The organism is Micromonospora ureilytica (assembly GCF_015751765.1).
GTDB classification, from domain to species: domain Bacteria; phylum Actinomycetota; class Actinomycetes; order Mycobacteriales; family Micromonosporaceae; genus Micromonospora; species Micromonospora ureilytica.
Genome location: NZ_JADOTX010000001.1, coordinates 6856865 through 6881100, shown reverse-complemented (window position 1 = coordinate 6881100; position 24236 = coordinate 6856865). Strand labels below are relative to the sequence as shown.

The 24236-nt window shown below is 69.9% G+C and carries 26 protein-coding genes; 13 read left to right on the top strand and 13 right to left on the bottom strand.

The genetic code is table 11. The features are described 5' to 3' along the window. Window positions 1-113: 113 nt before the first annotated feature. Both IW248_RS31675 and IW248_RS31670 read left to right on the top strand, forming a co-directional pair. Window positions 114-797: a hypothetical protein gene (locus tag IW248_RS31675; RefSeq protein WP_196929824.1), complete on the top strand. Its 684-nt coding sequence runs from the start codon at window positions 114-116 to the stop codon at window positions 795-797. Window positions 798-1088: 291 nt separating this feature from the next. Then, window positions 1089-2123: an NAD-dependent epimerase/dehydratase family protein gene (locus IW248_RS31670; RefSeq protein ID WP_196929823.1), complete on the top strand. Its 1035-nt coding sequence runs from the start codon at window positions 1089-1091 to the stop codon at window positions 2121-2123. Here the strand turns inward: IW248_RS31670 and IW248_RS31665 are convergent. Continuing rightward, window positions 2103-3215: a hypothetical protein gene (locus IW248_RS31665; protein ID WP_231396512.1), complete on the bottom strand. Its 1113-nt coding sequence runs from the start codon at window positions 3213-3215 to the stop codon at window positions 2103-2105. The two genes, IW248_RS31670 and IW248_RS31665, sit on opposite strands and share 21 nt — an antisense overlap. An 815-nt stretch (window positions 3216-4030) precedes the next feature. Here IW248_RS31665 and IW248_RS31660 point away from each other — a divergent pair. Continuing rightward, window positions 4031-4375: a hypothetical protein gene (locus tag IW248_RS31660; RefSeq protein WP_196929822.1), complete on the top strand. Its 345-nt coding sequence runs from the start codon at window positions 4031-4033 to the stop codon at window positions 4373-4375. A 91-nt stretch (window positions 4376-4466) separates the two neighbouring features. Here the strand turns inward: IW248_RS31660 and IW248_RS31655 are convergent, their stop codons facing one another. Further along, on the bottom strand, window positions 4467-4769 hold the full coding sequence (locus tag IW248_RS31655; RefSeq protein WP_124822122.1) for a MerR family transcriptional regulator: 303 nt from the start codon (window positions 4767-4769) through the stop codon (window positions 4467-4469). Between the two features lie 652 nt (window positions 4770-5421). Between IW248_RS31655 and IW248_RS31650 the strand changes: the two genes are divergently transcribed. The 3 genes from IW248_RS31650 (at window position 5422) to IW248_RS31640 (ending at window position 7677) form a co-directional block, all read left to right on the top strand. After that, window positions 5422-5994: a DUF3592 domain-containing protein gene (locus tag IW248_RS31650; protein ID WP_196929821.1), complete on the top strand. Its 573-nt coding sequence runs from the start codon at window positions 5422-5424 to the stop codon at window positions 5992-5994. Between the two features lie 142 nt (window positions 5995-6136). Beyond that, on the top strand, window positions 6137-6634 hold the full coding sequence (locus IW248_RS31645) for a SigE family RNA polymerase sigma factor (RefSeq protein WP_196929820.1): 498 nt from the start codon (window positions 6137-6139) through the stop codon (window positions 6632-6634). Further along, the gene (locus IW248_RS31640; RefSeq protein ID WP_196929819.1) at window positions 6634-7677 is read left to right on the top strand and encodes a hypothetical protein; all 1044 of its coding nucleotides are present in this window, start codon (window positions 6634-6636) and stop codon (window positions 7675-7677) included. The genes IW248_RS31645 and IW248_RS31640 overlap by 1 nt, the downstream gene beginning before the upstream one ends. A 25-nt stretch (window positions 7678-7702) precedes the next feature. On the opposite strand, the gene IW248_RS31635 is transcribed toward IW248_RS31640, so the two are convergent. After that, window positions 7703-8191 (bottom strand): STAS domain-containing protein, encoded by a 489-nt coding sequence (locus tag IW248_RS31635; RefSeq protein WP_196929818.1) that lies wholly within the window; start codon window positions 8189-8191, stop codon window positions 7703-7705. A 275-nt stretch (window positions 8192-8466) separates the two neighbouring features. On the opposite strand from IW248_RS31635, the gene IW248_RS31630 reads away from it, so the two are divergent. Continuing rightward, window positions 8467-8790 (top strand): plasmid stabilization protein, encoded by a 324-nt coding sequence (locus IW248_RS31630; protein WP_196929817.1) that lies wholly within the window; start codon window positions 8467-8469, stop codon window positions 8788-8790. A gap of 28 nt (window positions 8791-8818) precedes the next feature. Here IW248_RS31630 and IW248_RS31625 read toward each other — a convergent pair whose 3' ends face one another. Beyond that, the gene (locus tag IW248_RS31625; RefSeq protein ID WP_196929816.1) at window positions 8819-9805 is read right to left on the bottom strand and encodes a hypothetical protein; all 987 of its coding nucleotides are present in this window, start codon (window positions 9803-9805) and stop codon (window positions 8819-8821) included. Between the two features lie 140 nt (window positions 9806-9945). Between IW248_RS31625 and IW248_RS31620 the strand changes: the two genes are divergently transcribed. The 5 genes from IW248_RS31620 to IW248_RS31600 all read left to right on the top strand — a co-directional run bounded on the left by IW248_RS31620 (window position 9946) and on the right by IW248_RS31600 (window position 14316). Further along, window positions 9946-10341, top strand: a complete 396-nt coding sequence (locus IW248_RS31620) for a VOC family protein (protein WP_196929815.1) — start codon at window positions 9946-9948, stop codon at window positions 10339-10341. A 117-nt stretch (window positions 10342-10458) separates the two neighbouring features. Further along, on the top strand, window positions 10459-11637 hold the full coding sequence (locus IW248_RS31615) for a sensor histidine kinase (RefSeq protein ID WP_196929814.1): 1179 nt from the start codon (window positions 10459-10461) through the stop codon (window positions 11635-11637). After that, window positions 11627-12835, top strand: a complete 1209-nt coding sequence (locus IW248_RS31610) for a hypothetical protein (RefSeq protein ID WP_196929813.1) — start codon at window positions 11627-11629, stop codon at window positions 12833-12835. Before IW248_RS31615 ends, IW248_RS31610 begins: the two co-directional genes overlap by 11 nt. Continuing rightward, a complete protein-coding gene (locus IW248_RS31605) occupies window positions 12808-13521 on the top strand; it encodes a response regulator transcription factor (RefSeq protein ID WP_196929812.1) in 714 nt (237 codons plus the stop codon). The genes IW248_RS31610 and IW248_RS31605 overlap by 28 nt, the downstream gene beginning before the upstream one ends. Window positions 13522-13593: 72 nt before the next feature. Next, window positions 13594-14316 carry a hypothetical protein gene (locus tag IW248_RS31600; RefSeq protein WP_196929811.1) on the top strand — a complete coding sequence of 241 codons (723 nt, stop codon included), beginning with the start codon at window positions 13594-13596 and terminating at the stop codon, window positions 14314-14316. A 25-nt stretch (window positions 14317-14341) separates the two neighbouring features. Here the strand turns inward: IW248_RS31600 and IW248_RS31595 are convergent, their stop codons facing one another. From IW248_RS31595 to IW248_RS31575, 5 genes are all read right to left on the bottom strand, one after another. Beyond that, window positions 14342-15094 carry a lysophospholipid acyltransferase family protein gene (locus IW248_RS31595; protein ID WP_124822130.1) on the bottom strand — a complete coding sequence of 251 codons (753 nt, stop codon included), beginning with the start codon at window positions 15092-15094 and terminating at the stop codon, window positions 14342-14344. A 96-nt stretch (window positions 15095-15190) separates the two neighbouring features. Further along, a complete protein-coding gene (locus IW248_RS31590) occupies window positions 15191-17251 on the bottom strand; it encodes an amylo-alpha-1,6-glucosidase (protein WP_196929810.1) in 2061 nt (686 codons plus the stop codon). Continuing rightward, complete coding sequence (locus IW248_RS31585) at window positions 17251-17622, bottom strand: SCP2 sterol-binding domain-containing protein (RefSeq protein ID WP_091405597.1); 372 nt, start codon at window positions 17620-17622, stop codon at window positions 17251-17253. The genes IW248_RS31590 and IW248_RS31585 overlap by 1 nt, the downstream gene beginning before the upstream one ends. A gap of 206 nt (window positions 17623-17828) precedes the next feature. Beyond that, window positions 17829-18245, bottom strand: a complete 417-nt coding sequence (locus IW248_RS31580) for a CBS domain-containing protein (RefSeq protein WP_124822133.1) — start codon at window positions 18243-18245, stop codon at window positions 17829-17831. 73 nt (window positions 18246-18318) lie between these two features. Further along, window positions 18319-19002, bottom strand: a complete 684-nt coding sequence (locus tag IW248_RS31575; RefSeq protein WP_196929809.1) for a TMEM175 family protein — start codon at window positions 19000-19002, stop codon at window positions 18319-18321. A gap of 121 nt (window positions 19003-19123) precedes the next feature. On the opposite strand from IW248_RS31575, the gene IW248_RS31570 reads away from it, so the two are divergent. Further along, window positions 19124-19705, top strand: coding sequence for a nucleotidyltransferase family protein (locus IW248_RS31570; protein WP_196929808.1), 582 nt, complete (start codon window positions 19124-19126; stop codon window positions 19703-19705). Window positions 19706-19720: 15 nt separating this feature from the next. Here IW248_RS31570 and IW248_RS31565 read toward each other — a convergent pair whose 3' ends face one another. The 4 genes from IW248_RS31565 to IW248_RS31550 form a co-directional block, all read right to left on the bottom strand. Then, complete coding sequence (locus tag IW248_RS31565; protein ID WP_196930444.1) at window positions 19721-20161, bottom strand: PPOX class F420-dependent oxidoreductase; 441 nt, start codon at window positions 20159-20161, stop codon at window positions 19721-19723. 136 nt (window positions 20162-20297) lie between these two features. Continuing rightward, window positions 20298-21323 carry an aspartate-semialdehyde dehydrogenase gene (locus tag IW248_RS31560; RefSeq protein ID WP_196929807.1) on the bottom strand — a complete coding sequence of 342 codons (1026 nt, stop codon included), beginning with the start codon at window positions 21321-21323 and terminating at the stop codon, window positions 20298-20300. 203 nt (window positions 21324-21526) lie between these two features. Further along, on the bottom strand, window positions 21527-22864 hold the full coding sequence (locus tag IW248_RS31555) for a M16 family metallopeptidase (RefSeq protein ID WP_196929806.1): 1338 nt from the start codon (window positions 22862-22864) through the stop codon (window positions 21527-21529). Then, on the bottom strand, window positions 22861-24150 hold the full coding sequence (locus IW248_RS31550) for a M16 family metallopeptidase (protein WP_196929805.1): 1290 nt from the start codon (window positions 24148-24150) through the stop codon (window positions 22861-22863). Before IW248_RS31550 ends, IW248_RS31555 begins: the two co-directional genes overlap by 4 nt. Window positions 24151-24236: the final 86 nt, after the last annotated feature.

Here is a 24236-nt window from a genome sequence, read left to right as displayed (position 1 = left end):
CACCAGGCATTTCTGGGCATTCTCTGCGAAGTGCGTCCTATTGCAGGGATTGTTCAATGCGACACCCCGCTGCCAACATCCGGTCGGGCTTCGCCGCGGCTAGCCTGTCGAACATGACGAGTTTGCGCAGCCAAGCGACTGAGCAGTTCAAGGTTCTAGAGGCACTTTATAACGACCTCGATCAGAGACGAACGTACGACGACTTTTCGGGGGGAGACATTACGGTGCGAGAGTATGTCGAATTCAGCTCGGCATGCCTCGCGTTCATCCATCGCGTAGCTGGCGACGACAGTGTCTACGCCAAGCAAGCAGCGAGCATTCTGAAGACTTACGCTATAGCGAATGCGCAGGTAGTCCCGCGCTTTTATGGCATAGTCGGTGCACTAAAACGAGACATTGACATGGGATTCACGCAGGACTTTGCCGAAATTGCGCATGCTGACGTCTTTTCGGACATCCTGGAAATGGCCGAACATCTACTCGCCGAGGGATACAAGGACCCGGCTGCCGTCCTCGCTGGAGGCGCTCTTGAGAGTCACTTGAAAAAGCTCGCAGCAAAGCACGGGGTTGATATCGAAGAGAACTCTAGCAGCGGCCTAAGGCCGAAGCGGGCCGAGCGACTGAACCAGGATCTGACGAAGGCAAGCGTCTACAACCTGCTACAGCAGAAGACCATTACGTCCTGGCTGGATCTACGCAACAAAGCGGCACACGCCAACTACGACGACTACACGATAGAGCAGGTCAGACTCCTCTCCATGGGCGTCCAAGACTTCATGTCTCGGCACCCTGCGTAGCAAGCGCCTCCTCATTGAGGGTGGGATCTCAACCTCGGCCATCGCCAGAGATCGACTGGAAACGGATCACCTCGCCGGGCACCACAAGGGCTTCCAGCCTCCCGGGACGGGGCCAAGGACGTTCGTCCGGTAGAGCGCTCCGCCTTGTCCCCGTCTGCGGAGGCTGGAAGGTCGGATACCGCCCGACGAGCGGGGAAAGGCCGAAGGTCTTGTGATCGCGCCGTCCCTCGACGTGGCCGTCCGGCACCCTCCGCGGACCGGGCCATCGCTCCGCTCGGCCATGATTGGCCTATGCGTTTGCTGGTGCTCGGCGGAACCTGGTTCGTAGGACACGCGATCGTCACGACTGCGCTCGACGCAGGCTGGCAGGTGACGACGTTCAACCGGGGCACCTCGGACCCGTTCATGGAAGCCGTACGGCCCATCCGGGGCGACCGGACCCGTCCTGAGGACGTGGCCACCCTTGCCACTGCTGGCCCTTGGGATGCCGTGGTCGATACCTCGGGCTACGTGCCTAGGAACGTTCTCGACGTGGCACGGGCGCTTGCTCCCGTGGTGGGTTGCTACGTCTTCATGTCCACGGTCAGCGTCTACCGAGACTGGCCGTTGAAGCCTCTCACCGAACGCTCCGAAGTGCTCTACTGCCCGCCTGATGCCGGCCCGGACTACGGCACCGACACGGAGGACGGGCCGACCCAATACGGCTACCAGAAATCCGGATGCGAGGCCGCAGCGGCCGCCGCGTTCGGAACAGACCGGGCCACGCTCCTGCGGCCCGGTGTAGTGCTCGGCCCGCGTGAGTACGTCGGCCGTCTGCCATGGTGGCTGAGCCGTGTGGCTGCCGGTGGGCGAGTCCTAGCCCCCGGCTCCCCCGACCGCACCATCCAGCCGGTCGACGTACGGGACCTGGCCGCGTTCGCACTCCACGCCATCACCGAAGGTTCCTCCGGCGCGTTCAACGTCTGCGCCCCGGTGGATGGTGCCACCTTCGGCGGACTACTGGCGGACTGCGCCCACGCAACCCGCGGTGATGCCTCCTTCGACTGGGTGCCCGATGAGGTGCTGCTCAGCCAAGGCGTCAGGCAGTGGTCCGAGCTGCCCCTCTGGCGCACGTTCGACGGTGTGTGGCGCGTCGACACCACCAAAGCGCAGACAGCCGGCCTGCGCTGCCGACCGCTCTCGCTGACCGTCCGCGACACCTGGCGATGGATGGTGGAGAACGGCGAGGTCAGCAACCACGATCGGGCAGCGGAGATCGGCGTCAGCCGGGCGAAGGAAGAGCAGGTGTTGGCCGCCTGGCACCGGTCAGGTGAGCGGACGGGCTGACGTTTCCGACAACCATGCCGCGATGTGCTCGGCGAGCTGGCGCGCGTCCGCGTCGCGGTCCCACGGAGATTCGCTCAGCAGGCGCTCCACCCGCGACAGCCGGCCTGCCAAGGAAGCGTTGCGCTTCTGTGGCGGCAGGTCCAAGACGGTGCACAACGCATTGGCCGCACCATCCTTGTCTCGCATGTGGAGGTGAGCAGCGGCGACATCGATCTGCGTACCGCTGATCTGGGAGTACGGCCGCCTGGGCGAGGGCAACGCCTCGTACACCTGCAACGCCTCTCGGGCGTACCTCGCGGCCTGCTCGCCGTTGCGAAGGTCAAGCCATGCCGCAGCCGCACACGCCGCCGCCCGCGCTTCGCCGAATGCGAATTCCCCGCCGGTAGAGGTGGCGAGTTCGTCGGGTCGGTCCGCTGCCGCTTCTCTGTCTCGCTGGGCTGCTGCCAGGACCGCCGTGACTGAATCGGAATCGGCGAGCAGAGCATGAGAGCGGGACGCGATATAGCGGAGCCTCAGCCTCGGCTCTCCCTCGGGGGCCGCTCGCATGGCACGAGCGAAGTAGCTCAGTGCGGAATCAGGCTCGTTGCGCCAGTTGGCAAGTGTCATTTGCAGGCCGTAGGTCCATGCCTTCAACGATGCATGCCCGGCCAGGTCGGCGTACTGGGTCGATGCCCTGGCCAGTGCCGTCGACTCGTTCCAGTGCCCGAGATCGAAGGCGGTAGAGGCCATCAGGGAGGCGCTCTGGCCGATAATCACGTAGAGATCGGCCAGCTCAACGGGCCGATGGGTGCGCTCGACTAGAGCCCTTGCCTCGTCGCGCAACCGCCGGGCGCCAATGAACACGTCGAAGGCTGCCATGCCGCCCGACCGGGCGAGCAGCGTTACGTCTTCCTGCAAGGACTCGATGGAGTCGTGCGGCACAGCAAGACTCATCAGCAAGGAATCGTTGGCGACCGATTCGACAGCAGCGTTCAGACCATCCAGAACAATGCCGTCGCTGCCAGCAGTGCCGTCGGACTGCACTCCTCTGAGCGCTTCGAAAAACCGTGATCGAACCGAATCCGATACACGGCCCAGGGCGGCCTCCAGCAACTCTTGATTCGTATTTCCAGGAACAGTGTCGGGTCGACTATGCCAGTAGGCGACTGTCCTTGTCGCGATACCGAGCCACCCCGCGAATCCCTCGTTCGTCATGCTTGAGGCGGCTTGAAGCGAGCAGGCGAGTTTTCCTGTCCACCGGTCTACCGTCGCCACCGTGGTCTCCCGAGCTTGCAAGTTGCATCGGATTTCCGCGCATTGCACTGGGTTTGCATCGGCACTCCACCCGCTTTCGACTTCACTGGGTTTCAGCAGGCCGAACGGGACGCCAACCACAGACTACTGAGGAGACGGCCGTGGCTGAACCCCTCGCTTTCAAGAACGATCCTCCCCGGTTCCGGGGACCACTCGGAGATGGACCGGAAGAGGCGAAACCGCGGCGAACCACAGTGGGCATGGACGGAAGAGTCGGATTCTCCGACCGTGGCGCGAGCCTGAGCGGGGGTCACGGTGCCGATCGATGAACCGATCTCCAGAGCGACAGAGCTGTTCATAGCCAAGCGAATCTTGGACACGCACTGGACTCGGGCACTCGACCAGCCTTGGCGTCCAGGAGGGTGCCTAGAGTGCCGAGATCGAAACGTCTGCCCACAGCTTGATTGGGCCATCGAGCTGGCCGCAGAAGTGGCAGCGGTGATGTTGCAGAAGGGCTGATCTGCGAGTCGTCGAAGTCGTCCAACGGCTCTGACGGCCGCACCTCTTGGACGCGTCCATGATCGAGCCGCTGCCTCCGCCGCCGCTGTACGTTGAGCGGGGGTCGGCCCGAGCTGCGCTCCGCCCCGGACGGGAGCCGACTGCGGGGAGGAACCATGGGGTACGAACTGCACGTCACCCGGGCTGCGGAGTACTACGAGAGTGAAGAGCACCCGATCGCTCTGGACGAGTGGCTCGCCTACGCGGAACGCAGTCCGACGCTCACCCAGGGCGGATGGATCTGGTGGGACGAGGACCGCCACCCCTTCTACGTGTTCACCTGCGGCGATGGAAGCGTTGTCTCGTTGACCTGGTTCGAAGGCGCCATCGAGATCAAGGGCCATTTCGACGGCGACGCCTACCGGGAATTCGGCGGCCTCGCCGAGGACTTTCAGGCAAACCTTCAGGGCGACGACGGGGAACGGTACACGCCGAGCGGTGTCCTTCCCCCGATCCATTAGCGGTCCGGGGACGACGAACGGTCCCTGCCCTGGTGGGAGGGACCGTGTGGCGCTTGGCGTCAGCTTCGCGGGCGGCCGCCGCGTGGGGTGCTCAGCCCTGCTGGTAGCGCTCGTTGCGTCGAAGGGCTTCTTCGAGCTGATCCTCAAGAATGATGATCCGGCAGGCCGAGGCCAGGTCGGTGCCCTGGTCGCACATCTCTCGGGCGCGCGAGGCGAGGCGTAGTTGGTAGCGGGAGTAGCGGCGGTGCCCGCCACTGGAGCGCTGCGGGTCGATCAGTTTCGCGTCACCGAGCCGGCGTAGGAAGTCCTGCGAGCAGCCGATGATCTCGGCGGCGCGGCCCATCGTGTAGGCGGGGTAGTCCTCGTCGTCGAGCATGTCGCCGGGTTGAGCCATGAAACCTCCATCACGAGGGCCCCGGTGCTCGAAAGCACCGGGGCCCAAGGGTTGTGGGTCAGGAACACCATCTACCGACAGAACGTCGGCTTGTCTTGTCCGCACCGGCCGTCAGTGACGGCTTCGGGTGCGAGGATCGCATATGCGTGACCGGAGACCACCTCTCGTTCGAGGGAAACTGCGGTGTCCGCGACCAGCCCGTGAATGCGGCTGACTGCGGGCGATCCAACGGTGTAATGCCCTCCCTTGCCTCTGATTTCCTCTGTCGTACTCCGTGCTGTCCGTCGGTGTCCGAGCCCCACGCGACTTCTTGGCCCTGACACGTACGACGAACCCTTCTCACCTCGGGTGAAGCCCTGAACCAGCGTCGGCCCCACCCGCTGTCACACCACTACCCAACTACGGCAAACTTCTGCCGCCGAACCGAGCGGGGCCTATCGATTCCCTGGCCCTACTCCTTCGCCCTCGTGCGGGGCGGCAACGTCAGCGTCTTTGTTTGCTCTGTTCTCGACCACAGGAACGTTAGCCGGCATCGGCAAGGATGTCTAGCGCTTCGCACATAGATTTTCTCTGAGCACGTGGGTAGTCCTAGGGCTTTGCGCAGTCAACTACCGTGGGCCGGAACATCCCGAGGGGACGTACGGGAGGCGCGGTGGTCAAGCGGTACCGACGGCGCTCGCGAACGACGGGACCATGGACCACCGGGCAGTCGACTGAGCTGGTTGACCCGAAACCCCGGAGCCGATGGCGCCCCGGCTACTGGCTCCGGCACCCGGCCCTCGGCGTCGCTGTCGGGGCACTGCTGGTATTCGTCCTCGTCACCTGCGGCCTCCGCGACCTGCACCACCGCAACGACATGGTGGAACGGGGCGAGCGGGCGGTCGGGACGGTGCGCGAGGTACACGGCCGAAAGTGGTGGGTGTCGGTCAGCTTCACCACCCGAAGCGGTGAGCAGGTCAACACCTGGATCAACTATTCACCCTGGGACGAGCCGAGCGTTGGTGAAGAGGTCGACGTGACCTACGACCGGGTGGACCCGATCGAGAGTGCCTACCTGTCGGGCGACGAACCGGGCGTGCTCTTCCCAACCCTTTTCCTCGCTGGCAGCGCGGTGCTGGCACTGGCGTACGCGTGGTGGCTGCGGCGCAACTGGCGCCGGCTGCGAGGCGACGCGGAGTCGTGGCGCAACCGCCAGCCCGTGCCTCGACTCGGCGAGCGGCGTTAGCCCACCCGGGCGCGTGGCCGCTCGGCCCCGTAGCGCCAAGCGCTTCCCCAAGTAGCCGCGTCACGAGGTTGATCCGGGCCGGCTTCGCAGAAAGTGCCCGGCAGGTGTCTACGGGGCGGCCGGCCTACGGCGTTAATAGGGCGTGACGTTCGAGGAGTACGCGTTCGCTCGCACTTCGGCGCTGGTGCGGCTCGCCCGGCTGCTGACCGGTGACGAGCATCGGGCCGAGGACCTGGTTCAGGATGTGCTCGCGCGGGCGTACGCCCGGTGGGGCCGCATCTCGCGGACGGACCGTCCCGACGCCTATGTCCGGCGCATGCTCGTCAACACCCACAACTCGTGGTGGCGTCGGCGCAGCAGCCGGGAGATCTCCGTCGCCGCGGTGCTCGATCGGGCTGGCGACGTGGACGAGGCCGCCGGGGTCGCCGAGCGCGACGCACTGTGGCGGCTGGTCTGTGATCTGCCAGCGCGTCAACGCACGGTGATAGTTCTGCGCTACTACGAGGACCTCGATGACACGTCTATCGCCGAGCTCCTCGACTGCTCGGCCGGGACGGTACGCACCCACGCGAAGCGCGCCCTGGCGGCGCTGCGTCAACGACAGATTGCGGCAACCCACGCATGGGCAGGAGAGCTCTGATGTTCAGTGATCTCGATGAGCAGCTCGCCGCCACGCTCAGGCATCGGGCGGGGGGCGACGTCGACCCGGCGCCGATCGTGGAGCACGCCCGGTATCGCGGCCGGCGGTTGCGACTGCGCCGGCGGGGGCTGATCGCCGGAGGCGTGGCAGCGGCGTGTGTCGCTCTCACGTCGGTGGTGCTGGCGATCCCCGGCGTTCGGAGCACCGATGACCCGATCATGCCGGCTGCGGCGCTGATGCTGCCGGAAGCCCAGAGCGACGGGACCGTACGCCCCGAGGAGGTCGGTGCCGATCCCGCGACTGTGCACTTCACGACCGACGCCCTGCTCAACGATGCCGAGTACGCGACGTGGCGCACCGGGCGCGGCATCGAGAGCGTCGAGCTCCAGGGCCCGAGCGGTCAGGCCCGTTTCGCGCTGGCCCGCACCGAAGCGTTGCTGAATGGGCTCCAGCAGACGTTGTCGTCGGCAGGGCGACCGCAGGCACGGACGGAGGTACGGGTCGGCGCCCGTTCGGGGGTCGCCTGGTTCGATCCGTCCGGCGACCGCAAGCTGTGGTTCGTCCGCTGGCAACCCGCCGACGGGCTCTGGGCCCAGCTGGACACGTACGCGACCACCCGGGACGAGGCGGCCGGCACGGCGGGCCGGGTCCGGTTCGACGGTGCCCACCGCTGCGTCGTGCCGTTCCGCCTGGAGTCGATGCCGCCCGGGGGACGGTTGCTTGAGTGCTCGGTCACCCTCGGCCGGTCGGCGCGGGACTCTTTCGTCGACGGGTCTCTGGTGGTCGGTGACGCATCCGGCCGTTGGCTGACGGTGCGGGCGCAATTCTCCCCGGCGGGCGATGAAGCTGGGCCTGGGGATCTTGCCGCCGGCCCCTACCGGGTCCGCCGGCAAGGCAGTGACGTGCTGAAGATGGTGGTCAAGTCGTGCCACGTCGAGGCGTTCCTGAAGGGTTGGGGGAACGGCTACACCGAGGCGGAGGGTTTGGCGGTCCTCGGCGGGTACCGGCCGGCCCGCGATCTCGACCGCCCCGACACCTGGTGACGCCACCGCGTGGCGGAATTGCGGATCAGCCGAGCCGCGCGCTTGGGCCGGTGTCTTGTTCGGGACTGAGGAGCAGCCGCTCCACCCCGGTGATCCGCAGCACCCGCTGGGTGATTCCCCCGGCGCCTCGGATCGAGAAGCGGGAGCCGACCCGCTCCGCCTGGTCGCGCGCCAGCAGAAGTACGTACACACCGGCGGCGCTGAAGAAGCCGACGCCGGTCAGGTCGCAGCAGACTTCCGGATGGCTGTCGATCGCCTTCATCAGGGCCGTCGCCAGGCGTGGCGCGGTGTCCATGTCGACGTACCCCACCGGGGCGACAACCATCCGGTCGGCCGAGATGGTCGCGGACAGGTTCGTGGGCTCGGTGTAGCGGGTCACCTGGAACGACGGCCCGGAGGCGTCCACGTCGAGACGGCCATCCCGCTGGCTGCCGGCGAGCGCGGCCTGTGTGACCTGCCCGAGGCTGACGGCAGCCGAGGAACGGGTCTGGAACAACCAGGAAGGTTCGGTCATGGGGGCACACGCCTCCTGTCGAAATCCGTAACAGGATTGGCGCATGGCTTGACCGACTTCGACGATAATCGGCTGGGCGGTCGACCGCCAGTCGGCGCGTCGGCCCTTGGCCGAGCCGCCGCTGCGGTGGGGCACGCACTCGTTTGATCCGCCGGGCGGCGGGGCATCTGCTCGGACAGCGTGAACACCACGCCCCGGCTCGGGATGCGCCGATGGCAGCTCAGAAGCGCGGAGCCGGGTTTCGGCCGCACCGACAGCGGAGGTGGGAGGCACCGATGCCAGCAGGATCAAGCCCGAAGAGAGAACGACAGTACGAGCACATCAAGGAGAGCGCGCAGCAGCGGGGCGCCTCCTCCGGCCGGGCGAAGGAGATCGCGGCCCGCACGGTCAACAAGGAAAGGGCCCGCTCGGGTGAGTCCCGAACGGCGAGCCCGTCCTCCCGGAACGATGTGTCGTCCGGGCACCGTGGCGGTAAGCGCTCCCACAGCGGCGCCCAGGGTCGCACCAAGGAGCAGTTGTACAACGAGGCGAAGCAGCGCGGCATCAAGGGCCGCTCGTCGATGTCGAAGAGCGAGCTGGAGCGGGCCCTGTCGAAGTAGCGACGGGGGGTCCTGGCCCCGACACGGCTCAGACGGGCCCCAGCAGGGCGGCCAGCGCGTCGTCGCCCTGGCCGAGCTGCGCCTCACCCGTCGCTGGCGCGATCAGGAACCGTCGGCAGCCGTCGAGTTCCACGTACCGGTCGGGGCCTGCCCCGTCGAGGGGGCGTAGCACCGCGAAGCGGGACGCGGGGGTGGCACAGTCGACGACCGCCCGGCGGTTGGACAGCGCCCGGAGCACGCCCGCCTGGCGCTCGGTCGGCAGCGGCCCGCCGTACACGAAGTCGCCCGCCGGTTTGTCGCCGTCCTGAAGCGACGCGGGCACCTCGTAGACGCAGAGGCGCAGCGGCGCGGCGGCCGGCCGGGTGGCCGGCCCGACCGGCCCGGGGCGACTGTTCCGGGTCTCCACCGACACCATGTCCGTCCACTGCTGCGCGCATCCGGCGGTCTCGGCGGACGGCGATTCGAGCTGCCGGATGATACGGGTGTCCACAGTGGTCCACTGCGGCTCGGCCAACGCGGCGATCACCTCGGCGCGCGGCTTGCCGCAGGAGTCCGTCGGGATGTGGGGCCGCAGCCACCGCCCCCGGTCGTCCAGCAGGGCCAGCCATGGCGGGATGACCATCTCGAGGGTGCAGGCGACCTCGCCGCCGGTCTGCTCGGTGGGCAGGCGCAGCGCGGTGAGCAGCGGCGTGATCGCCTCGGCGCGTCGTTCGGTGGCGATCTGCTCCTTGCCGCCGTTGCGGCCGGGCCGAATCTCCCGCCCACAGATCACGGCCGCGACCGGGGTGAACGTGGGGTCGATACGACCGATGGTCGGCTCGTTCACGGTCGGCGGCGACGCCTCAATGATCATCTCGCCGGCCCGTGGTGCCTCCTTGGCGCAGGAGGTCCACCCATCGACGATCTGGGCAAGAGCGGGCTCACCGGTCCCCGGCGGCACGGTCTCCGTGCCACCGCAGCCACTCAGTGCCATGCCGAGCAGTGCCACCGCCAGTACCGTCCGGGACGAGCGCATCCGGCTCACCATCCTTCCACCCGAGGATGAGACGGGCGACGGGCGCGTCCGGTTCCGGCCGGCCGGCCGGAGGCGTGACGAGGGTGACCGCCGGGGACGTCACCGGCTGGGCCGAGGGCGTCCGCCGGCAGAATGGCCGAATGGCACACCTGGGACTTGTCGCGCTGCTGGTCAGGGAGTACGACGAGGCGATCGACTTCTACGTCGGCGACCTCGGTTTCGAGCTGCTGGAGGACACCGCCCGACCGGACGGCTCACGCTGGGTGGTGGTCCGCCCGGCGGGGGCCCGGGAGACGGCAGTGCTGCTGGCCCGGCCGAGCAGCGCCGAGCAACGGGCCCGGGTCGGCGACCAGACCGGCGGCCGGGTCGGGCTGTTCCTGTACACGGAGGATTTCGCCCGGGATCACGCCCGAATGGTGGCGGCCGGGGTGCGTTTTCTGGAGGAGCCGCGGCATGAGGCGTACGGTTCGGTAGCGGTGTTCGTCGATCTCTATGGCAACCGATGGGACCTTCTCCAACCCCGCAGCACAGAGTGACACATTAGCGACACTCCGCACACTAAGGGTCATCCGATGTCCCCCGACATGCTATTGTCCGATGTCGATCTACGCCGTGTGGACCCGGACGGGTCGTTGTCGGAAGGACACTTCCCGATGCCGGCCGTTGCCACTCCAGCCGTGCCGCCGCCCACGTTGGACAATCCGGCCGGCGGGGCCCTGGGCCTCATCTTCACCACGCTGCCGGCGTTGCTGCGGCTGACCTGCGGGCTGTTCGGCGCGGCGGTGGCCGTGTCGGTGCAGACCCCGCCGGTCGAGCAGGCGGTGTTGCTACCCGCTGTGGCAGTGCTGACCGGCTGGTCCCTCTGGTACGCACACCGCGCGTTGCGCCACGGCATCGGCCCCGCCCTCGTCGCCGGTGACGTGGCGGTCACGGCGCTGGCCTGCCTCCTCATCCCCGTGCTGGTGGCGCCCGAGGTGCTGCCCGGCGAGGGCAGCTGGATCGCCGTGCTGGCCAGCACCACAGTGATCAACGCGCAGGCCACCGCCCCGGGACGCTGGTCGATCCCTGCCGGGCTCCTCGTGATCGCCACCTACGTGACCGGGGCGCAGGCGGCCGGCAACCCCACCGAGGCTCGGGCGCACGCGGCCACGCTGCTGGCGCAGACCGCCTGCACGGCGATGATGGCGGCGGTCATGCGTCGACGCATCGGCCGGGCGGACCGCGCCTTCGCCGAGCACCAGCGGCTGACCCGGCAGGCGTTGGTGGCACGTGCCGCCCGCGAGGCCGAACGCCAACAGAACCGCGATCTGCACGACACGGTGCTCGGCACGCTGACCATGGTGGGGCTGGGCGCGGTGGCCGGGCCCACGACTGCCTTCCGGGACCGGTGCGGGGCCGACCTGCGTACCCTCGTCTCACTCACCGACGTCGGCCCGGTGGCCGGCGACGGCCCGGTGCCGCTCGACGGACGTCTGCGGTCGGTGGTCGGCCGGCTGCCCGAGCTCGCGGTACGACTGGACCTGGCGTCCTGCGCCGTCCCCGTGGGTGTGGCCGACGCGATCGGCGAGAGCGCCTACGCGGCGCTGTCCAACGTGGTCCGTCACGCGCCGGGCGCCGCGGCCACGCTGCGGCTGGCCCGGGACGCGATCGGCGTCGTGGTCGAGGTCGTCGACGACGGCCCCGGCTTCGACCTGGCCACCGTCCCACCGCACCGGTACGGGTTGCGCGAGTCGATCCGCGGCCGGATGGCGACGGTCGGCGGGCGGGCCGACGTGCACTCGACGGTCGGCGCGGGCACCCGTATTCGACTGGAGTGGCCCGGTGTCGGCTGACCTGAACGCCCCGGCGCACTCCGCTGACGCCCCGGAGGCACCGGCCCGGCCGAGTGTTCCGACGCCCCGGGAGCCGGTCTCCGCCGCGGCGCTCGCCGCGCCGGCCGCCGTCGCGCACGCGTCCGACCGGGGTGCCCGGATCGCCGCCGTCGCCATCGCGTTGGCCTGGCACGTCGCTATCGCGCTGCCGGCGGTGCTGTCCGCCCGCGCGGAGTTCGCCGCGCCGGCGGTGGTGCTCGGCGCCTGGATACTTGTCGCCGTGGCCGGCGCGGTGGCCGGGGTACGGCTGCTGCAGGGCTCGCCGCTGCCGCCGTGGCCGCTGGCCGGGCTGCTGCTGGTCGTCGACGCGGCCGTCTTCGCCGCAGCCGGTGAGCGGCAGTTGTTCACCGCCGCCAACTGGGTGTGGGGAACGCTCGGCTGGTTCTTCGTGCTGGCGGTGTGGGGTCGACGCGTCGTGGGGCTGATCGCGCTCCTCAGCACGCACGCGTTGATCGCCCTGGTCGCCGTGCTCGGGCACGGCCCCGACCCGGCCGACGTGGCCCGCTACGTGATGTACGTCTACGGCACGTTCTCGCTGCCGGTGGCGGTCTTCGTGGGCAGCACTGTCATCGTCGGCCTGGCTCGGGAGCGGGCCGCCGTGTCGGCCGCCGGTCACGCGATGGCCGCGGAGCGGGATGCCGCCGAGCGTGGCCTCCGGGAACGCCGGGAACGGCTCGCCCTGGTCAGCACGGCGGCCGGGCGGGTCCTCGGAGACCTGGCCGCGGGCCAGGCCGACCCGGACGACCCGGAGGTGCAGCGCCGCTGCGTGCTGGCCGCGGCCCGGCTGCGCCGGCTGATCGCCGAGTCCGACGATGTCCCCGACCCGCTGTTGCACGAGTTGCGAGCCGCCGCCGACCTGGCGGAACGCAACGGTCTACCGATCGACCTGGTCACCATCGGCACCCCGCCGCCGCTGCCGGTGGAGGTCCGCCGCCGGCTGGCCGACCCACTCACCGGCACCCTCGCCGACGCCCGGGGATGGGCGCGACTGACAGTGGTCTCCGGCCCGGACGAGGTGGTGGTCAGCCTCGTCACGCCGGACCGGGAGGGGCCGGAGGCGACCGGCCCGCCACCCGGCGAGCACGAGGACGGGCCGGTGCAGTACCTCTACGAACGGGACGGGAACATCAGATGGGCGCAGACCCGGTGGCGGCGGTGACCGGCGATCGGCCGGTCGGGGTGGCGATCGTCGATGATCACCCGGTGGTGGTCGAGGGGGTCCGTGCCTGGCTCGCCAGCGAGCCGCGCCTGACGGTGCTCGCCACCGGCGACGACCCGGACGAGGTGCTGCGGGCGGCGCCGAACGCCGACGTCGTCCTGCTCGACCTGCGGCTGCACGGGCGGATGGCGTTGGACAAGTTGGCCGAGCTGAGCGCCGCCGGGCGGCGGGTGGTGGTCTACTCCGAACACACCGATCCACAGACGATGCTCGCCGCGCTGGACGCCGGGGCGGTGGCGTTCCTGGCCAAGCACGAGGGTCGGGAGCACTGCGTGGAGACGGTGCTGGCCGCCGCGAGCGACCGCCCGTACGTGCCGCCGGCGCTGGCGGGTGCGATGGTCGGCGACCCACGGCCGGACCGGCCGATGCTGTCCGACAAGGAGCGTGAGGCGCTGCTGCTCTGGTTCCAGTCGATGTCCAAGGCGTCGGTGGCTCGGCGGATGCAGATCAGCGAGCACACGGTGAAGCAGTACGTCGACCGTGCGCGGATCAAGTACACCCGGGCGGGGCGGCCAGCCGCCACAAAGGCGGCGTTACTCGCCCGCGCGATCGAGGACGGTCTCGTCCGCCCGGAGGAGATCGGCATCTACCGGTCACAGGCGACACACGACCGGACGACCCCCTAACAGGCGTCATGACAGGGGCGCTCCGGTCCGCCAGGCTTCAGTACACAGCCAGCTGACCGGAAGGTCGTGACGATGCACGCCGACACGTCCCCCTTCTTCATCGGTCCCCACCGGTTCGACGCCCCGGACGACGATGTGGGCCCGACCCTGGACCGCCGCTACGACCTACGACCGAGGCCCGATGAGCGGGTGCTCGGACGACACCGGCTGCTGGTCGCGGGCTACCTGCTCGGGCCGAGCGAGGTGCGCTGCCGTTGGCAGCTGCCCGAGCCGGTCGCGGTCACCGTCACCGATCAGCGAATCTGCTGGGTGGGCAGTGGCTCGCAGCTGTCGCTTGTCGCCGGCAGCACGCGCCGGACCCGGCCGCCCGCTCGGCTCAACGGCCTGATGACCGGCCAGATCCGCTGGCAGTGGCCATCCCGGTTGGAGTTGCCGGCGACCGAGCAGGACACACCCGCGCAGCTGATGATCGTCTGCGACGCGCTGCGCACCATTCAGCAGCCGGCGTTGGCCCTCAGCGGAGCGGCCGCCGAGGTCGTGGCGCTGGGCCGGCAGGTCCGCCGGGCGGTGGCCATGTTCCGGCTCACCCGTCCACAACTCGTCGACCTCTCGGCCCAGGAGCGCGACGTGCTGCTGCTGCGCGCCGGCCCGGGTCTGCTCGCCGGCGACACCCGGATCACGCTGCCCGGCTCGTTGCCGGTGGAGTTCTTCTCCCGGGACGACTACTACCGCTCAAGACCGGAACCGACCTTCTGGGGCGGGTTCACCGGCGGCGCAGCATCCGGGCATCGGTGAAGCCGACCGCCCGCGCCCCAGGGCGTCAGGCGCTGGGGGTGCGCTGCTCGGCGGCGGCGTCCAGGGCGGCGGCCTCCTCCGGCGTGGGCGCGCTGCCGCCCAGGTGCGCGGGCTGCCACCAGGTGTCGTCCGGGCCGGCGGGAGTGTCCGGATAATCCCGCTGCGCCCGCTCGACGAGGGCGCTGAGCCGGGTGGTCAGCTCGGCTGCCAGCACGTTCGGGTCCGGGAAGTCCGCCGGGCTGATCGGCTCGCCGATCAGGATGGTGATCGGCGTGTGCCGGCGGGTCAGGGTGCGCGGGCGGCCCTTGGTCCAGAGGCGCTGGGTGCCCCACAGAGCGACAGGCAGCACCGGCACCTTCGCCGAACGGGCCATCCGGACCGTGCCGCTCTTCAGCTCCTTGACGGTGAACGACCGGCTGATCGTCGCCTCCGGAAAGACGCCGACGACCTCGCCCTGCTTGAGCGCACCCACGGCGGCGCGGAACGAGGCCGCGCCGGCCTGCCGGTCCACCGGAATGTGCCGCATGCCGCGCATCAGCGGGCCGGAGATCTTGTGCGTGAAGACCGAATCCTTGGCCATGAACCGAACCATCCGACCCGACGCGTTCGCACCCAGACCGGCGAAGATGAAGTCGAGATAGCTGACGTGGTTGCTGGCCAGCACCGCCCCGCCCGTGCGGGGTACGTGGTGGGCGCCCTCGATGGTGATCTTCAGGTCGAGGACCCGGAACAGCGTCTTGGCGGCGGCGATAACGGGCGGGTACACGAGCTCCGGCATTCGCAGAATCTACCCTGACCGGCTGGAGATCGGCTTGGGTGGCGAACCGGCGGCGGCGCGGGCGGCACGCCACCACCGGTTCGGTGCTGGCATCCGTCAATCGGTGAGGTTGTCCAGGTCAAGTCGACCCCTGGCGAACGCGTCCACGCGGCCCCAGCGACCCGGGATGTCCAGCACCTCGATGCGACCCATCCCCACCGGCAACCGTGGCTCGACCGCCAGGTGACCCTCGTGGGGCTCCAGACCGAGCATGGTGCGCAGCAGCAACAGCGGCGCACCCGTCGACCAGGCCTGCGGGCTGCACGCCGTCGGGTACTCCACCGGGAACTTGGTCAGCTCCCGCGGGTAGCCGCCGAACGCCTCCGGCAACCGGCCGTTGAAGTACGTGGCCGCGTCCAGGATGCCGTTGGCGATGGTCGCGGCCTCCTCGGCGAAGCCGTAGCGGCGCAACCCCCAGGCGATGAACGAGTTGTCGAACGGCCAGATCGTCCCGTTGTGGTAGCCGATGGGGTTGTACCGTGCCTCCCCCTCGGCGAGCGTGCGCACCCCCCAGCCGGAGAAGAGCCGCGGCCCGACCAGGTGCGCCGCGAGCTTCTCCGCCCGATCGGGTTCGACGATCCCGCTCCACAGCAGGTGGCCGATGTTGGAGCTGAGGATGTCGCACTGGCGGCCGTTCGGGTCCAGGGCCAGGGCGAAGTACTCACCGTCGTCCACCCACCAGTCCCGGTTGAACCGCTCCTTCAGCTCCGCCGCCTCCCGCTCCAACTGGTCGGCGAACCCCGGGTCACCCCAGAACTCGCGCGCCAACCGTGCCGCGCGGACCTTCGCGTCGTACGCGTACCCCTGCACCTCGCAGGTGGCCCGTGGGAACGGTGGCAGCGTGCCGTCCGAGTAGGAGATCGAGTCCCAGGAGTCCTTCCAGCACTGGTTCTCCAGGCCGGTCTCGGTGTTGCGTCGCTCGTACCAGATGTAGCCGTTGCCGACCAGGTCGGCGTAGTTGTCGATCCACCTCAGCGCGGCCCGGGACTCCTGCTCCAACTCCTTGACCAGCGCGACGTCCCCGCTCCACCGCTCGTACTCGTCGAGCAGCACGATGAACAGCGGCGTCGCGTCCACCGAGCCGTAGTACGGCGAGTGTGGTTGCTCCTCGAAGGCCGCGGTCTCGCCGTAGCGCATCTCGTGCAGGATGCGCCCCGGGTCCTCGTCCCGGAAGTCGTCGAACCGGCTGCCCTGCAGCGACGCCAGGATGCGCAGCGTCGTCTTCGACAACTGCGGTGTGAACGGCAGTGTCTGCAGGCAGGTGAGGATGCTGTCCCGGCCGAACATGGTCATGAACCAGGGCAGACCGGCGGCGGGCAGGGTGGCGCCGCCCAGTGACAGCGGCGAGAAGCGCAGTGCCGCCAGGTCGATCAGGCTGCGCCGGTACGTGCTGGCCACCCGGCCGTGCTCACTGTTGACCTTGGGCGCGTCGGCGATCCACCTCTCCAGGTCGTGTTGGAGAGCGAGCCGCTCGGTGCCGTGCGTGCGCAGCCCGAAACGCAGGTCCCGGCCGCCGGGCCCGACCGCGCGGGTCTGCACGTCGATCGAGGCTTCCCACTGCTCGTTGGGCTCCAGGTGGACTGTGTACGCGAAGCCCTTGCTGTCGTACCGGGCCGACATCGACGACGAGATCACCGTCTCCCGCCGGAAGTTTCCCCGCCGGTACCCCAGCCGCAGCCGGTCCGACTCCACCTCGGTGTAGATCTCGCCCTTCTTGTTCAGGATCTCGTCCTTGACCTGGAACAGGTCGGCGAAGTCCGACGCCGCGTCCATCCGGACTTCCAGGTCGACCGGCTTCTCGTCGTGGTTGAGGATGGTCAGCTGCTCACAGAAGCTGCCGCCCACCGCGCGCTCCCGGATGATCGACAGCTTCGCGTCCACGTAGTGCGTGGCCATCCCCGGGACCAGGAAGAATCGCGACTCGAAGTACTGCAGGTCGTCGAAGGAGAGCGAGTTGAGTCGCTCACCGTTGACGGTCAGCACCCAGGTCGACAGGAACCGGGTGTCGATCGAGAAGAGCCCGGTCGGCTCATTCGGCGTCGCCTCGATGTCACCGGTGTCCTCGCAGACGACGAACGTGTTGCCGTCCAGGATCCGGATCGTATTGCTCTGCCCCATCAGTGCACCTCCCCGGCGAAACGCCGGCGCGGCCCACGGGCGTCCGGGGAACCCGGGAAGATCCGCTCCACCTGTACGACGAGACGAGCGTCGCCCGACACCGTCATGTCCCCCCGCAACAGGGCGGCCAGGCCGTGCTCGCGCCCCGAAGCGATGTCGTCGAAGAGGACCGGGCTCGCGCCGATCACCGTGTCGGCCTCCTGGTCCTCCTGGCTGACGTTCAGCCGGCCGTGATCGATCCTCAGCAGCCAGTGCCGGGTCTGCGCCCCCTCGTGCAGGTCGATCCGCAGCGTCCCGGAGGTCTTGGCCAGCAGGGGTTCGTACCCCCTACGGTCCAGGTCCTCGAAGAACCTCGTGGTCGCGTCCACCATCGGGTCCACTCCTCCCAGTTGCCGGGCCGGGGATCCCACCCACCGCGCTCGCGTCGCGCGGACGGCCGGCGTTGCACGTCCCCGCACGGGTCCCCGCCGGTCCCCCGGCCAACCTCGCCCATATCGGGTGAGCGCCGAAAAGGGCCCCGGACGCCACAGCGCCGGCCCTCCCCGCAGGGAAGGCCGGCGCATGCCGCGGCGGACGGTCAGTTGTTCGGGTCGTCGGCGCTGATGTCCGCCAGGACCGACTGCGGTTCGCGCTCGACCGCGAGGTCACCCATCGAAATCAGCCCGATCAGGCGGCCGTCGTCGATCACCGGGAGCCGGCGTACGGCGTACGTCCGCATCAGGTCCGCGGCGGCCACGGCATCGTCGTACTGACTCACCGTGATCACGTCGCGAGTGGTGATCTGGTTCAACCGGGTCGAGCCCGGGTCCATGTTCTCCGCGACACCTCGGACCGTGATGTCCCGGTCCGTGACGATGCCGACCACACTGTCGCCGTCGGTCACCACCACATCACCAATCGCGCTGTCACGCATCTCCTGCGCGGCTGCGATGAGCGTGTCATTGCCGTCCATCGTCACCAACCGGGTCGTCATGAACTCTCCGACCGTTGTCATGGTGCTCCCCTCTCGGTGTCGGCACGCCCCGTCTACCCGCCGCCCGGGAGGGGGTAACGCCGACGGCCGCTGCCTATCCGCGCGGATGCCGTAGGCGTCGTAGCTCGTACAGCCCGCTGCTGGTCAGGCTGTAGAACGCCGGTAGCAGCAAAAAGATCACCAGTGCGAACAGCGGGCTGGCCAGGAATCCGACGAGGATCGCCAACACGTACCCCAGCAGGCCGATCGCGGCCCTCGCCCGTTCGACCGGAAAGAACCGACGCGGCACCGTCTGGTCCAGCAGATCGTGATGCCGGGCGAGGTAGTGGTACAACCCCAGCCAGCTCACCGAGACCAGCACGCCGACCAGACCGTAGACGACCACACCCGTCCGCTGGTCCGCCTGGTCGCCGTCCCGCATGGCCTGCGAGACGACCGAGGTGGCGAACGGCAGCAGGGCGGTGCTGAACAGCACCCCGAGGTTGTACCACTGGAGGGCCTTTCCGCTGCTCTCCACCCGGTTGAAGGCGGCTCGGTGGTTCAGCCAGTTCACCGCCACGTACAGATACGACGTGACATAGGCGAGGTACGCCGGCCACTGCTCGACCAGTGCGTGCAGCAGCTGACCGCGGCCGACCCGGGGAGGCTGGAGGTCGAGCACCAGCAGCGTGATGATGATGGCGAAGACCCCGTCGCTGAACGACAGCAGCCGGGAGGTTTCCCGCCGCAGGGTCGGGCCCGCGGGGCCGGTCCCGTCGCTGCTCGTGCCGGCGCCCATCGCCCACCCCCTCCCCCGAAGTCCCGCAACGACAAAGCAGGGCGGTATACCCGCTGACGGGCGGTATAGGCGCACCCGTCTACGGGCGGCGCGCGTCGGCCTCGCTGCCTACCGTGGGCGGATGACGACGGGCGAGAAGGAGCTGCGGGAACTGGTCGCCGGCAGCGGTTGGCTGACCCGGGCACTGACCGTGGTGCGTGACTCCGGGCTGCCGGACGCCTGGATCGGCGCGGGGGCCCTGCGCGACCTGGTCTGGGGCGAGCGGTACGGCGACGGGTTCGACCCGGCGCAGGTCCGGGATGTGGACGTGGTCTTCTTCGACCCGGCGAGGCTGACCTCCGTCGACGACGACCGGGCCACCGCCCGACTGACGGAGATGTGGCCGCAGCCGCCGTGGCAGGCACGCAACCAGGCGGCGGTGCACACCTGGTACGCGGCCAAGTTCGGTGGTGACCCGATCGAGCCGTACCGCAGCGTGGCCGAGGCGGTCGCCACCTGGCCGGAGTACGCGACAGCGGTGGCCGTCCGCCTGGACTCGGCCGACCGGCTCAAGGTCTGCGCCCCGTACGGCCTGACAGATCTGCTGGGCGGGGTGTGGCGGCACAACCCGGCCCGGGTGGACGTGGCCCGGTCCCGACAGCGGTTGGCCCGGCACCGGCCGGCGCAGCGTTGGCCCGGTGTGACAGTGATCGAGCCGGGCTGACCGGCTCCGGGCGGGTCAGCCCCGGGGCGGAATCCCGTAGATCCGTTCCACGTGCAGGCGCAGCACGACTCGTCCCTCGTCGACCATGGCCCGGCGGTACTCGTCCCAGTCGGGGTGTTCGCCTCTCAGCCCCCGGTAGAGCGCCACCAACTCCTCGACCGTCTCGTCGCCGAGTTCGGCGGACGGCGGGGTCAGCTCGGCGCGACCCTCGACCACCGCGTACGCCCAGCCATCCTCGCTGCTGACGTGGAAGCTGGCACGTGGGTCCCGGCGCAGGTTGGCGGTCTTGGCCCGACCGTCGGTGACCGAGACCCGGATCAGGCCCGCCTCCCGGTCGAAGGAGTAGACCACCGTGGAGAGCTGCGGCCGCCCGTCCCGTTTGATGGTGGCGAGCACGCCCATGGAGCGGGCGGCCACCAGATCGGTCAACGCCTGCTGGGTGCGGTCATCCGGCATGGTGTCCTCCAGGTTGGACGATCGTCTCCGGCCCATCCAAGCACGACCTGCCGGCCGTCGCGGGCGACCACCCGGAACGGCACCGAGCCCCCGCCGACGGACGGCGAGGGCTCGGTGTGTTGGCGACCGCGACTGGTCAGCGGCGTTCGGCGGCGACCAGCTCGGCGAGTTGCACCGCGTTCAGCGCGGCGCCCTTGCGCAGGTTGTCGTTGGAGCAGAACAGGGCCAGCCCGTACTCCACGGTCTCGTCGGCGCGGATCCGGCCCACGTAGGTCGGGTCCTGGCCGGCGGCCTGCAACGGCGTCGGGACGTCGGTCAGTGCCACCCCGGGCGCGTCGGCCAACAGCTCGTGCGCGCGTTGCGGGGTGAGCGGCCGGGCGAACCGGGCGTTGATCTGCAGCGAGTGCCCGGTGAAGACCGGCACCCGGACGCAGGTGCCGGAGACCTTCAGGTCGGGGATCTCCAGGATCTTGCGGCTCTCGTTGCGGAGCTTCTGCTCCTCGTCGGTCTCGAACGAGCCGTCGTCGACTATCGAACCGGCCAGCGGGAGGACGTTGAAGGCGATCGGCTGGGTGAACGAGCGCGGCGCGGGGAACTCCACGGCCGACCCGTCGAAGGCCAGCCCGGCGGCGTGCTCGGCCACCTTGCGGACCTGCTCGTCCAGCTCGGCGACGCCGGCCAGCCCGGCGCCGGAGACCGCCTGGTAGGTGGAGACGACCAGGCCGACCAGGCCAGCTTCGGCGTGCAGCGGACGCAGCACCGGCATCGCGGCCATCGTGGTGCAGTTGGGGTTGGCGATGATGCCCTTCGGGCGGTCCAGGGCGGCGTGCGGGTTGACCTCGGCGACCACCAGCGGCACCTGCGGGTCCATCCGGAACGCCGACGAGTTGTCGATCACCACGGCGCCGGCCTCGGCGACCCGGGGCGCCAACTCCAGGGCGGTGCCCTTACCGGCCGAGAAGAGCACGATGTCCAGCTCGGAATAGTCTGCGGTCGCGGCGTCCTCGACGGTCACCTCGCCCTCGCGCCACGGCAGCGTACGCCCGGCGGACCGCGCCGAGGCGAACAACCGCACCTGCTCCGCCGGGAACTCCCGTTCCGCCAGCACCTGCCGCATAACGCCACCGACCTGGCCGGTGGCCCCCACAATGCCGATCCTCATGCCCGGAGGCTACCGACCCCACCCCCGAAACCGGGACCCCTTTCCCACCCCCCGGGTCCCACCTCACACCCCCACCCCGCGCCCCTTCCCCAACCCCTCCCCCCGTCGATCATGAAGTTGTTGCCGCGACACGCCGTGGCAAGTGACAACAACTTCATGATCAACGGGTGGGGGCGGGGTGCGCGGCCGGGTGGGGGTCGGGGTTAGGGGAGGAGGGTTCCTAGGGCTGTGGACTCCAGGTCGTCGCGGATTACCGCGGCATCGCCCTCGATGACCAGGGTGAGGGCCTCCGGGTGCAGGTGGGTGGCTGCCGCCGCGGAGACCTGGTCCACGTCGGCGGAGAGCAGCGACTCGCGCAACCGGGCGTGGTAGTCGTCCGGCAGGTCGTGCACCACCAGGGTGGTCAGCGCCGACGCGATCGCCCGGGGGCTCTGCAACTCGACCGAGAGCTGCCCGGCCCGCCAGGAGCGGGCCACCTCCAGCTCGTCCTCGGTCACCCCGATGGCCTGGGTACGGGTGATCTCGCCCACCGCCTCGACCAGGGCCGGCGCGGTCACCGCCGTCTGCACGCCCGAGCTGACCGCGAACCGGCCGAACCGCCGCGACGCGGCGAAGTCACCCCGGATGCCGTAGGTGTAGCCGTGCACCTCGCGCAGCAGGTGGTTGAGCCGGGACGTGAACGCCCCGCCGAGCACCGTGCCGGCGAGCGTCATCGGCACGTAGTCGGGGTGCGCCCGGTGTGGTGACGGGTGGCCCAGCCGCAGTGTGGACTGCACCGACCCGGGCCGGTCCACCAGGATGATCCGTCGACCGGTGTGCAGCGGCACCTCGATGGGGCCGCCCCGCTCGGCGGGGCCACCACCGGTGCCGGCGAACGCCGCGGCGGCCAGGGCGTCCAGGTCGATGCGTTCCAGGTCACCGGCGACGATCAGCGTGCCGGGGCGCAGGAACCACTCGGAGTGGAAGACCGTCACGTCCTCCACGTCCAACCCGGCGACCGACTCCGGGTCGCCGTGCATCGGCCGTCCCCAGCGGTTCTGCGCGCCGAACAGGTCGGCCCGCAGCGCGGCGTCGGCGCGCGGGCCGGGGTTGGCCCAGTCCATCCGGAGCGCGGTCGCCTCGTCGTCGCGGACCCGGCGTACGTCGGCGGGGTCGAGCCTGGGCGTCCGGACCGCCTCGGCGAGCAGCTCCACGGCGGCGCTCAGCCGGTCCACCGGAATCACCACGCTGGCCTGGAACGAGTCCCAGTCGAGGCCGGTCGACAACGCGGTGCCGAGCCCTTCGACGGCGAGCGCGTACGCGGCGGCGTCCCGCTGCGCGGTCCCCTCCTCCAACGCCTTGGCCAGCACACCGGACAGGCCCTCCTTGCCGACCGGCTCCTGGCCGGCGCCCACGTCGAGCAGCAGCAGGGCCACGGCGAGGTTCTGCCCCGGCAGGTGCGCGGCGACGACCTGACCACCGGCCACGGTGCGGCGGACCACCGGCGGGAACCGGTACGGGCGGGCGGCACCCGGCCCGGGACGGTCGGCGATCAGCGTCATGAGGTCTCCTCGGGCAGGTAGGTCAGGGTCACCCGGTCGGTGGTGAGCACGTCGGCGGCGGCCTCGGCGATCTGCTCGGCGGTGACCGCGAGCAGGGCCGGCAACTGGTCGGCGATGCGGGCCGGGTCACCGAACTGCGTGGTGTACCGGCCGAGCAGGTCCGCGCGGCCGTCGACAGTGGACAGCTGACGCCACCACCCGGTGCTGAGCAATGCCTTGGCCCGGTCCAGCTCGGCGGCGGTGACCGGCACGGTGGCCAGCTCGTCGACGACCTCGGCCAGCCCTTGGGCCAGCCGCTCGGCGCTCACTCCGGGACGGGCGGTGGCGGTGGCGATCAGCGGCGCCGGGGCGTGGGCGAGGTCCACCCCGTACGCCCCGACCAGGTCCGGCTGTGCGATCCGCTCGCCGTCGGCGAGGCGCTGGTAGAGGCGGCTGCCCCGGCCGCTGCCGAGGACCGTGGCGAGCACGGTGATCACGTTGTATTCCGGGCTGCCGAACGGGTAGCTGCGGTGGGCGATGTACACCCGCGGCGCCGGCACGTCGGCGCTGACCGACTCCACGGCCGTCTGCCCGGTGGCGGGGACGCTGCGGCCGTCCGGCGCCGACGGGATGTCGTCACGGGCGGGCAGCGCGCCGAAGTACTTGTCGGCGAGCGCGAACACGTCGGAGGCGGTGGCGTCGCCGACCACGGTGAGCACCGCGTTGTTCGGCGCGTAGTAGGTCTGGTGGAACGCCTGGAAGGTGGCGAGGTCGGCGGCGTTCAGGTCGGCCATCGAGCCGATCGTCGCGTGGTGGTAGGGGTGCGCCGGCGGGTAGAGCAGCGGCAGCAACCGCAGCCAGGCGTCCCCGTACGGCACGTTCTCGTAGCGCTGCCGGCGCTCGTTCTTGACCACGTCCCGCTGGTTGTCCAGCGTCTCCTGGGTGAGGGCGGGAACCAGGCCGCCCATCCGGTCGGCCTCCAACCAGAGCGCCAGCTCCAGGTGCTCGGCCGGGACCGTCTCGAAGTAGTTGGTCCGGTCCGGGTTGGTGGTGGCGTTGAGCGAGCCGCCGGAGCCCTGGATCAGCTTCATGTGCTCGGTCTTCGCCACGTTCACGGAGCCCTCGAACATCAGGTGCTCGAAGAGGTGGGCGAAACCGGTCTGCCCGGCCGGCTCGTGCCGGGAGCCGACGTCGTACCAAAGGTTCACGGCCACGGCGGGCGCGGTGCGATCCTCGCTCACCACCACGCGCAGGCCGTTGTCCAGTCGGGACGTCTGAATGGGCCAGGGGTAACCGCTGTCGGGCATGCCCCCGACGCTATCCGATCTCGGAGGCGGAAAGGTGACGTGCGGTCGGTCGGCGAGCCGACCTGGGCGGCATCGGGGCCGCCGCG

What these genes read in the sequence shown, in the direction of transcription:
- IW248_RS31675 (WP_196929824.1), top strand. Translation starts at nt 114, where the DNA reads ATGACGAGTTTGCGCAGCCAAGCGACTGAGCAGTTCAAGGTTCTAGAG.
- IW248_RS31670 (WP_196929823.1), top strand. Translation starts at nt 1,089, where the DNA reads ATGCGTTTGCTGGTGCTCGGCGGAACCTGGTTCGTAGGACACGCGATC.
- IW248_RS31660 (WP_196929822.1), top strand. Translation starts at nt 4,031, where the DNA reads ATGGGGTACGAACTGCACGTCACCCGGGCTGCGGAGTACTACGAGAGT.
- IW248_RS31655 (WP_124822122.1), bottom strand. Translation starts at nt 4,769, where the DNA reads ATGGCTCAACCCGGCGACATGCTCGACGACGAGGACTACCCCGCCTAC.
- IW248_RS31640 (WP_196929819.1), top strand. Translation starts at nt 6,634, where the DNA reads ATGTTCAGTGATCTCGATGAGCAGCTCGCCGCCACGCTCAGGCATCGG.
- IW248_RS31635 (WP_196929818.1), bottom strand. Translation starts at nt 8,191, where the DNA reads ATGACCGAACCTTCCTGGTTGTTCCAGACCCGTTCCTCGGCTGCCGTC.
- IW248_RS31630 (WP_196929817.1), top strand. Translation starts at nt 8,467, where the DNA reads ATGCCAGCAGGATCAAGCCCGAAGAGAGAACGACAGTACGAGCACATC.
- IW248_RS31625 (WP_196929816.1), bottom strand. Translation starts at nt 9,805, where the DNA reads ATGCGCTCGTCCCGGACGGTACTGGCGGTGGCACTGCTCGGCATGGCA.
- IW248_RS31620 (WP_196929815.1), top strand. Translation starts at nt 9,946, where the DNA reads ATGGCACACCTGGGACTTGTCGCGCTGCTGGTCAGGGAGTACGACGAG.
- IW248_RS31615 (WP_196929814.1), top strand. Translation starts at nt 10,459, where the DNA reads ATGCCGGCCGTTGCCACTCCAGCCGTGCCGCCGCCCACGTTGGACAAT.
- IW248_RS31605 (WP_196929812.1), top strand. Translation starts at nt 12,808, where the DNA reads ATGGGCGCAGACCCGGTGGCGGCGGTGACCGGCGATCGGCCGGTCGGG.
- IW248_RS31600 (WP_196929811.1), top strand. Translation starts at nt 13,594, where the DNA reads ATGCACGCCGACACGTCCCCCTTCTTCATCGGTCCCCACCGGTTCGAC.
- IW248_RS31595 (WP_124822130.1), bottom strand. Translation starts at nt 15,094, where the DNA reads ATGCCGGAGCTCGTGTACCCGCCCGTTATCGCCGCCGCCAAGACGCTG.
- IW248_RS31590 (WP_196929810.1), bottom strand. Translation starts at nt 17,251, where the DNA reads ATGGGGCAGAGCAATACGATCCGGATCCTGGACGGCAACACGTTCGTC.
- IW248_RS31585 (WP_091405597.1), bottom strand. Translation starts at nt 17,622, where the DNA reads ATGGTGGACGCGACCACGAGGTTCTTCGAGGACCTGGACCGTAGGGGG.
- IW248_RS31580 (WP_124822133.1), bottom strand. Translation starts at nt 18,245, where the DNA reads ATGACAACGGTCGGAGAGTTCATGACGACCCGGTTGGTGACGATGGAC.
- IW248_RS31575 (WP_196929809.1), bottom strand. Translation starts at nt 19,002, where the DNA reads ATGGGCGCCGGCACGAGCAGCGACGGGACCGGCCCCGCGGGCCCGACC.
- IW248_RS31570 (WP_196929808.1), top strand. Translation starts at nt 19,124, where the DNA reads ATGACGACGGGCGAGAAGGAGCTGCGGGAACTGGTCGCCGGCAGCGGT.
- IW248_RS31565 (WP_196930444.1), bottom strand. Translation starts at nt 20,161, where the DNA reads ATGCCGGATGACCGCACCCAGCAGGCGTTGACCGATCTGGTGGCCGCC.
- IW248_RS31560 (WP_196929807.1), bottom strand. Translation starts at nt 21,323, where the DNA reads ATGAGGATCGGCATTGTGGGGGCCACCGGCCAGGTCGGTGGCGTTATG.
- IW248_RS31555 (WP_196929806.1), bottom strand. Translation starts at nt 22,864, where the DNA reads ATGACGCTGATCGCCGACCGTCCCGGGCCGGGTGCCGCCCGCCCGTAC.
- IW248_RS31550 (WP_196929805.1), bottom strand. Translation starts at nt 24,150, where the DNA reads ATGCCCGACAGCGGTTACCCCTGGCCCATTCAGACGTCCCGACTGGAC.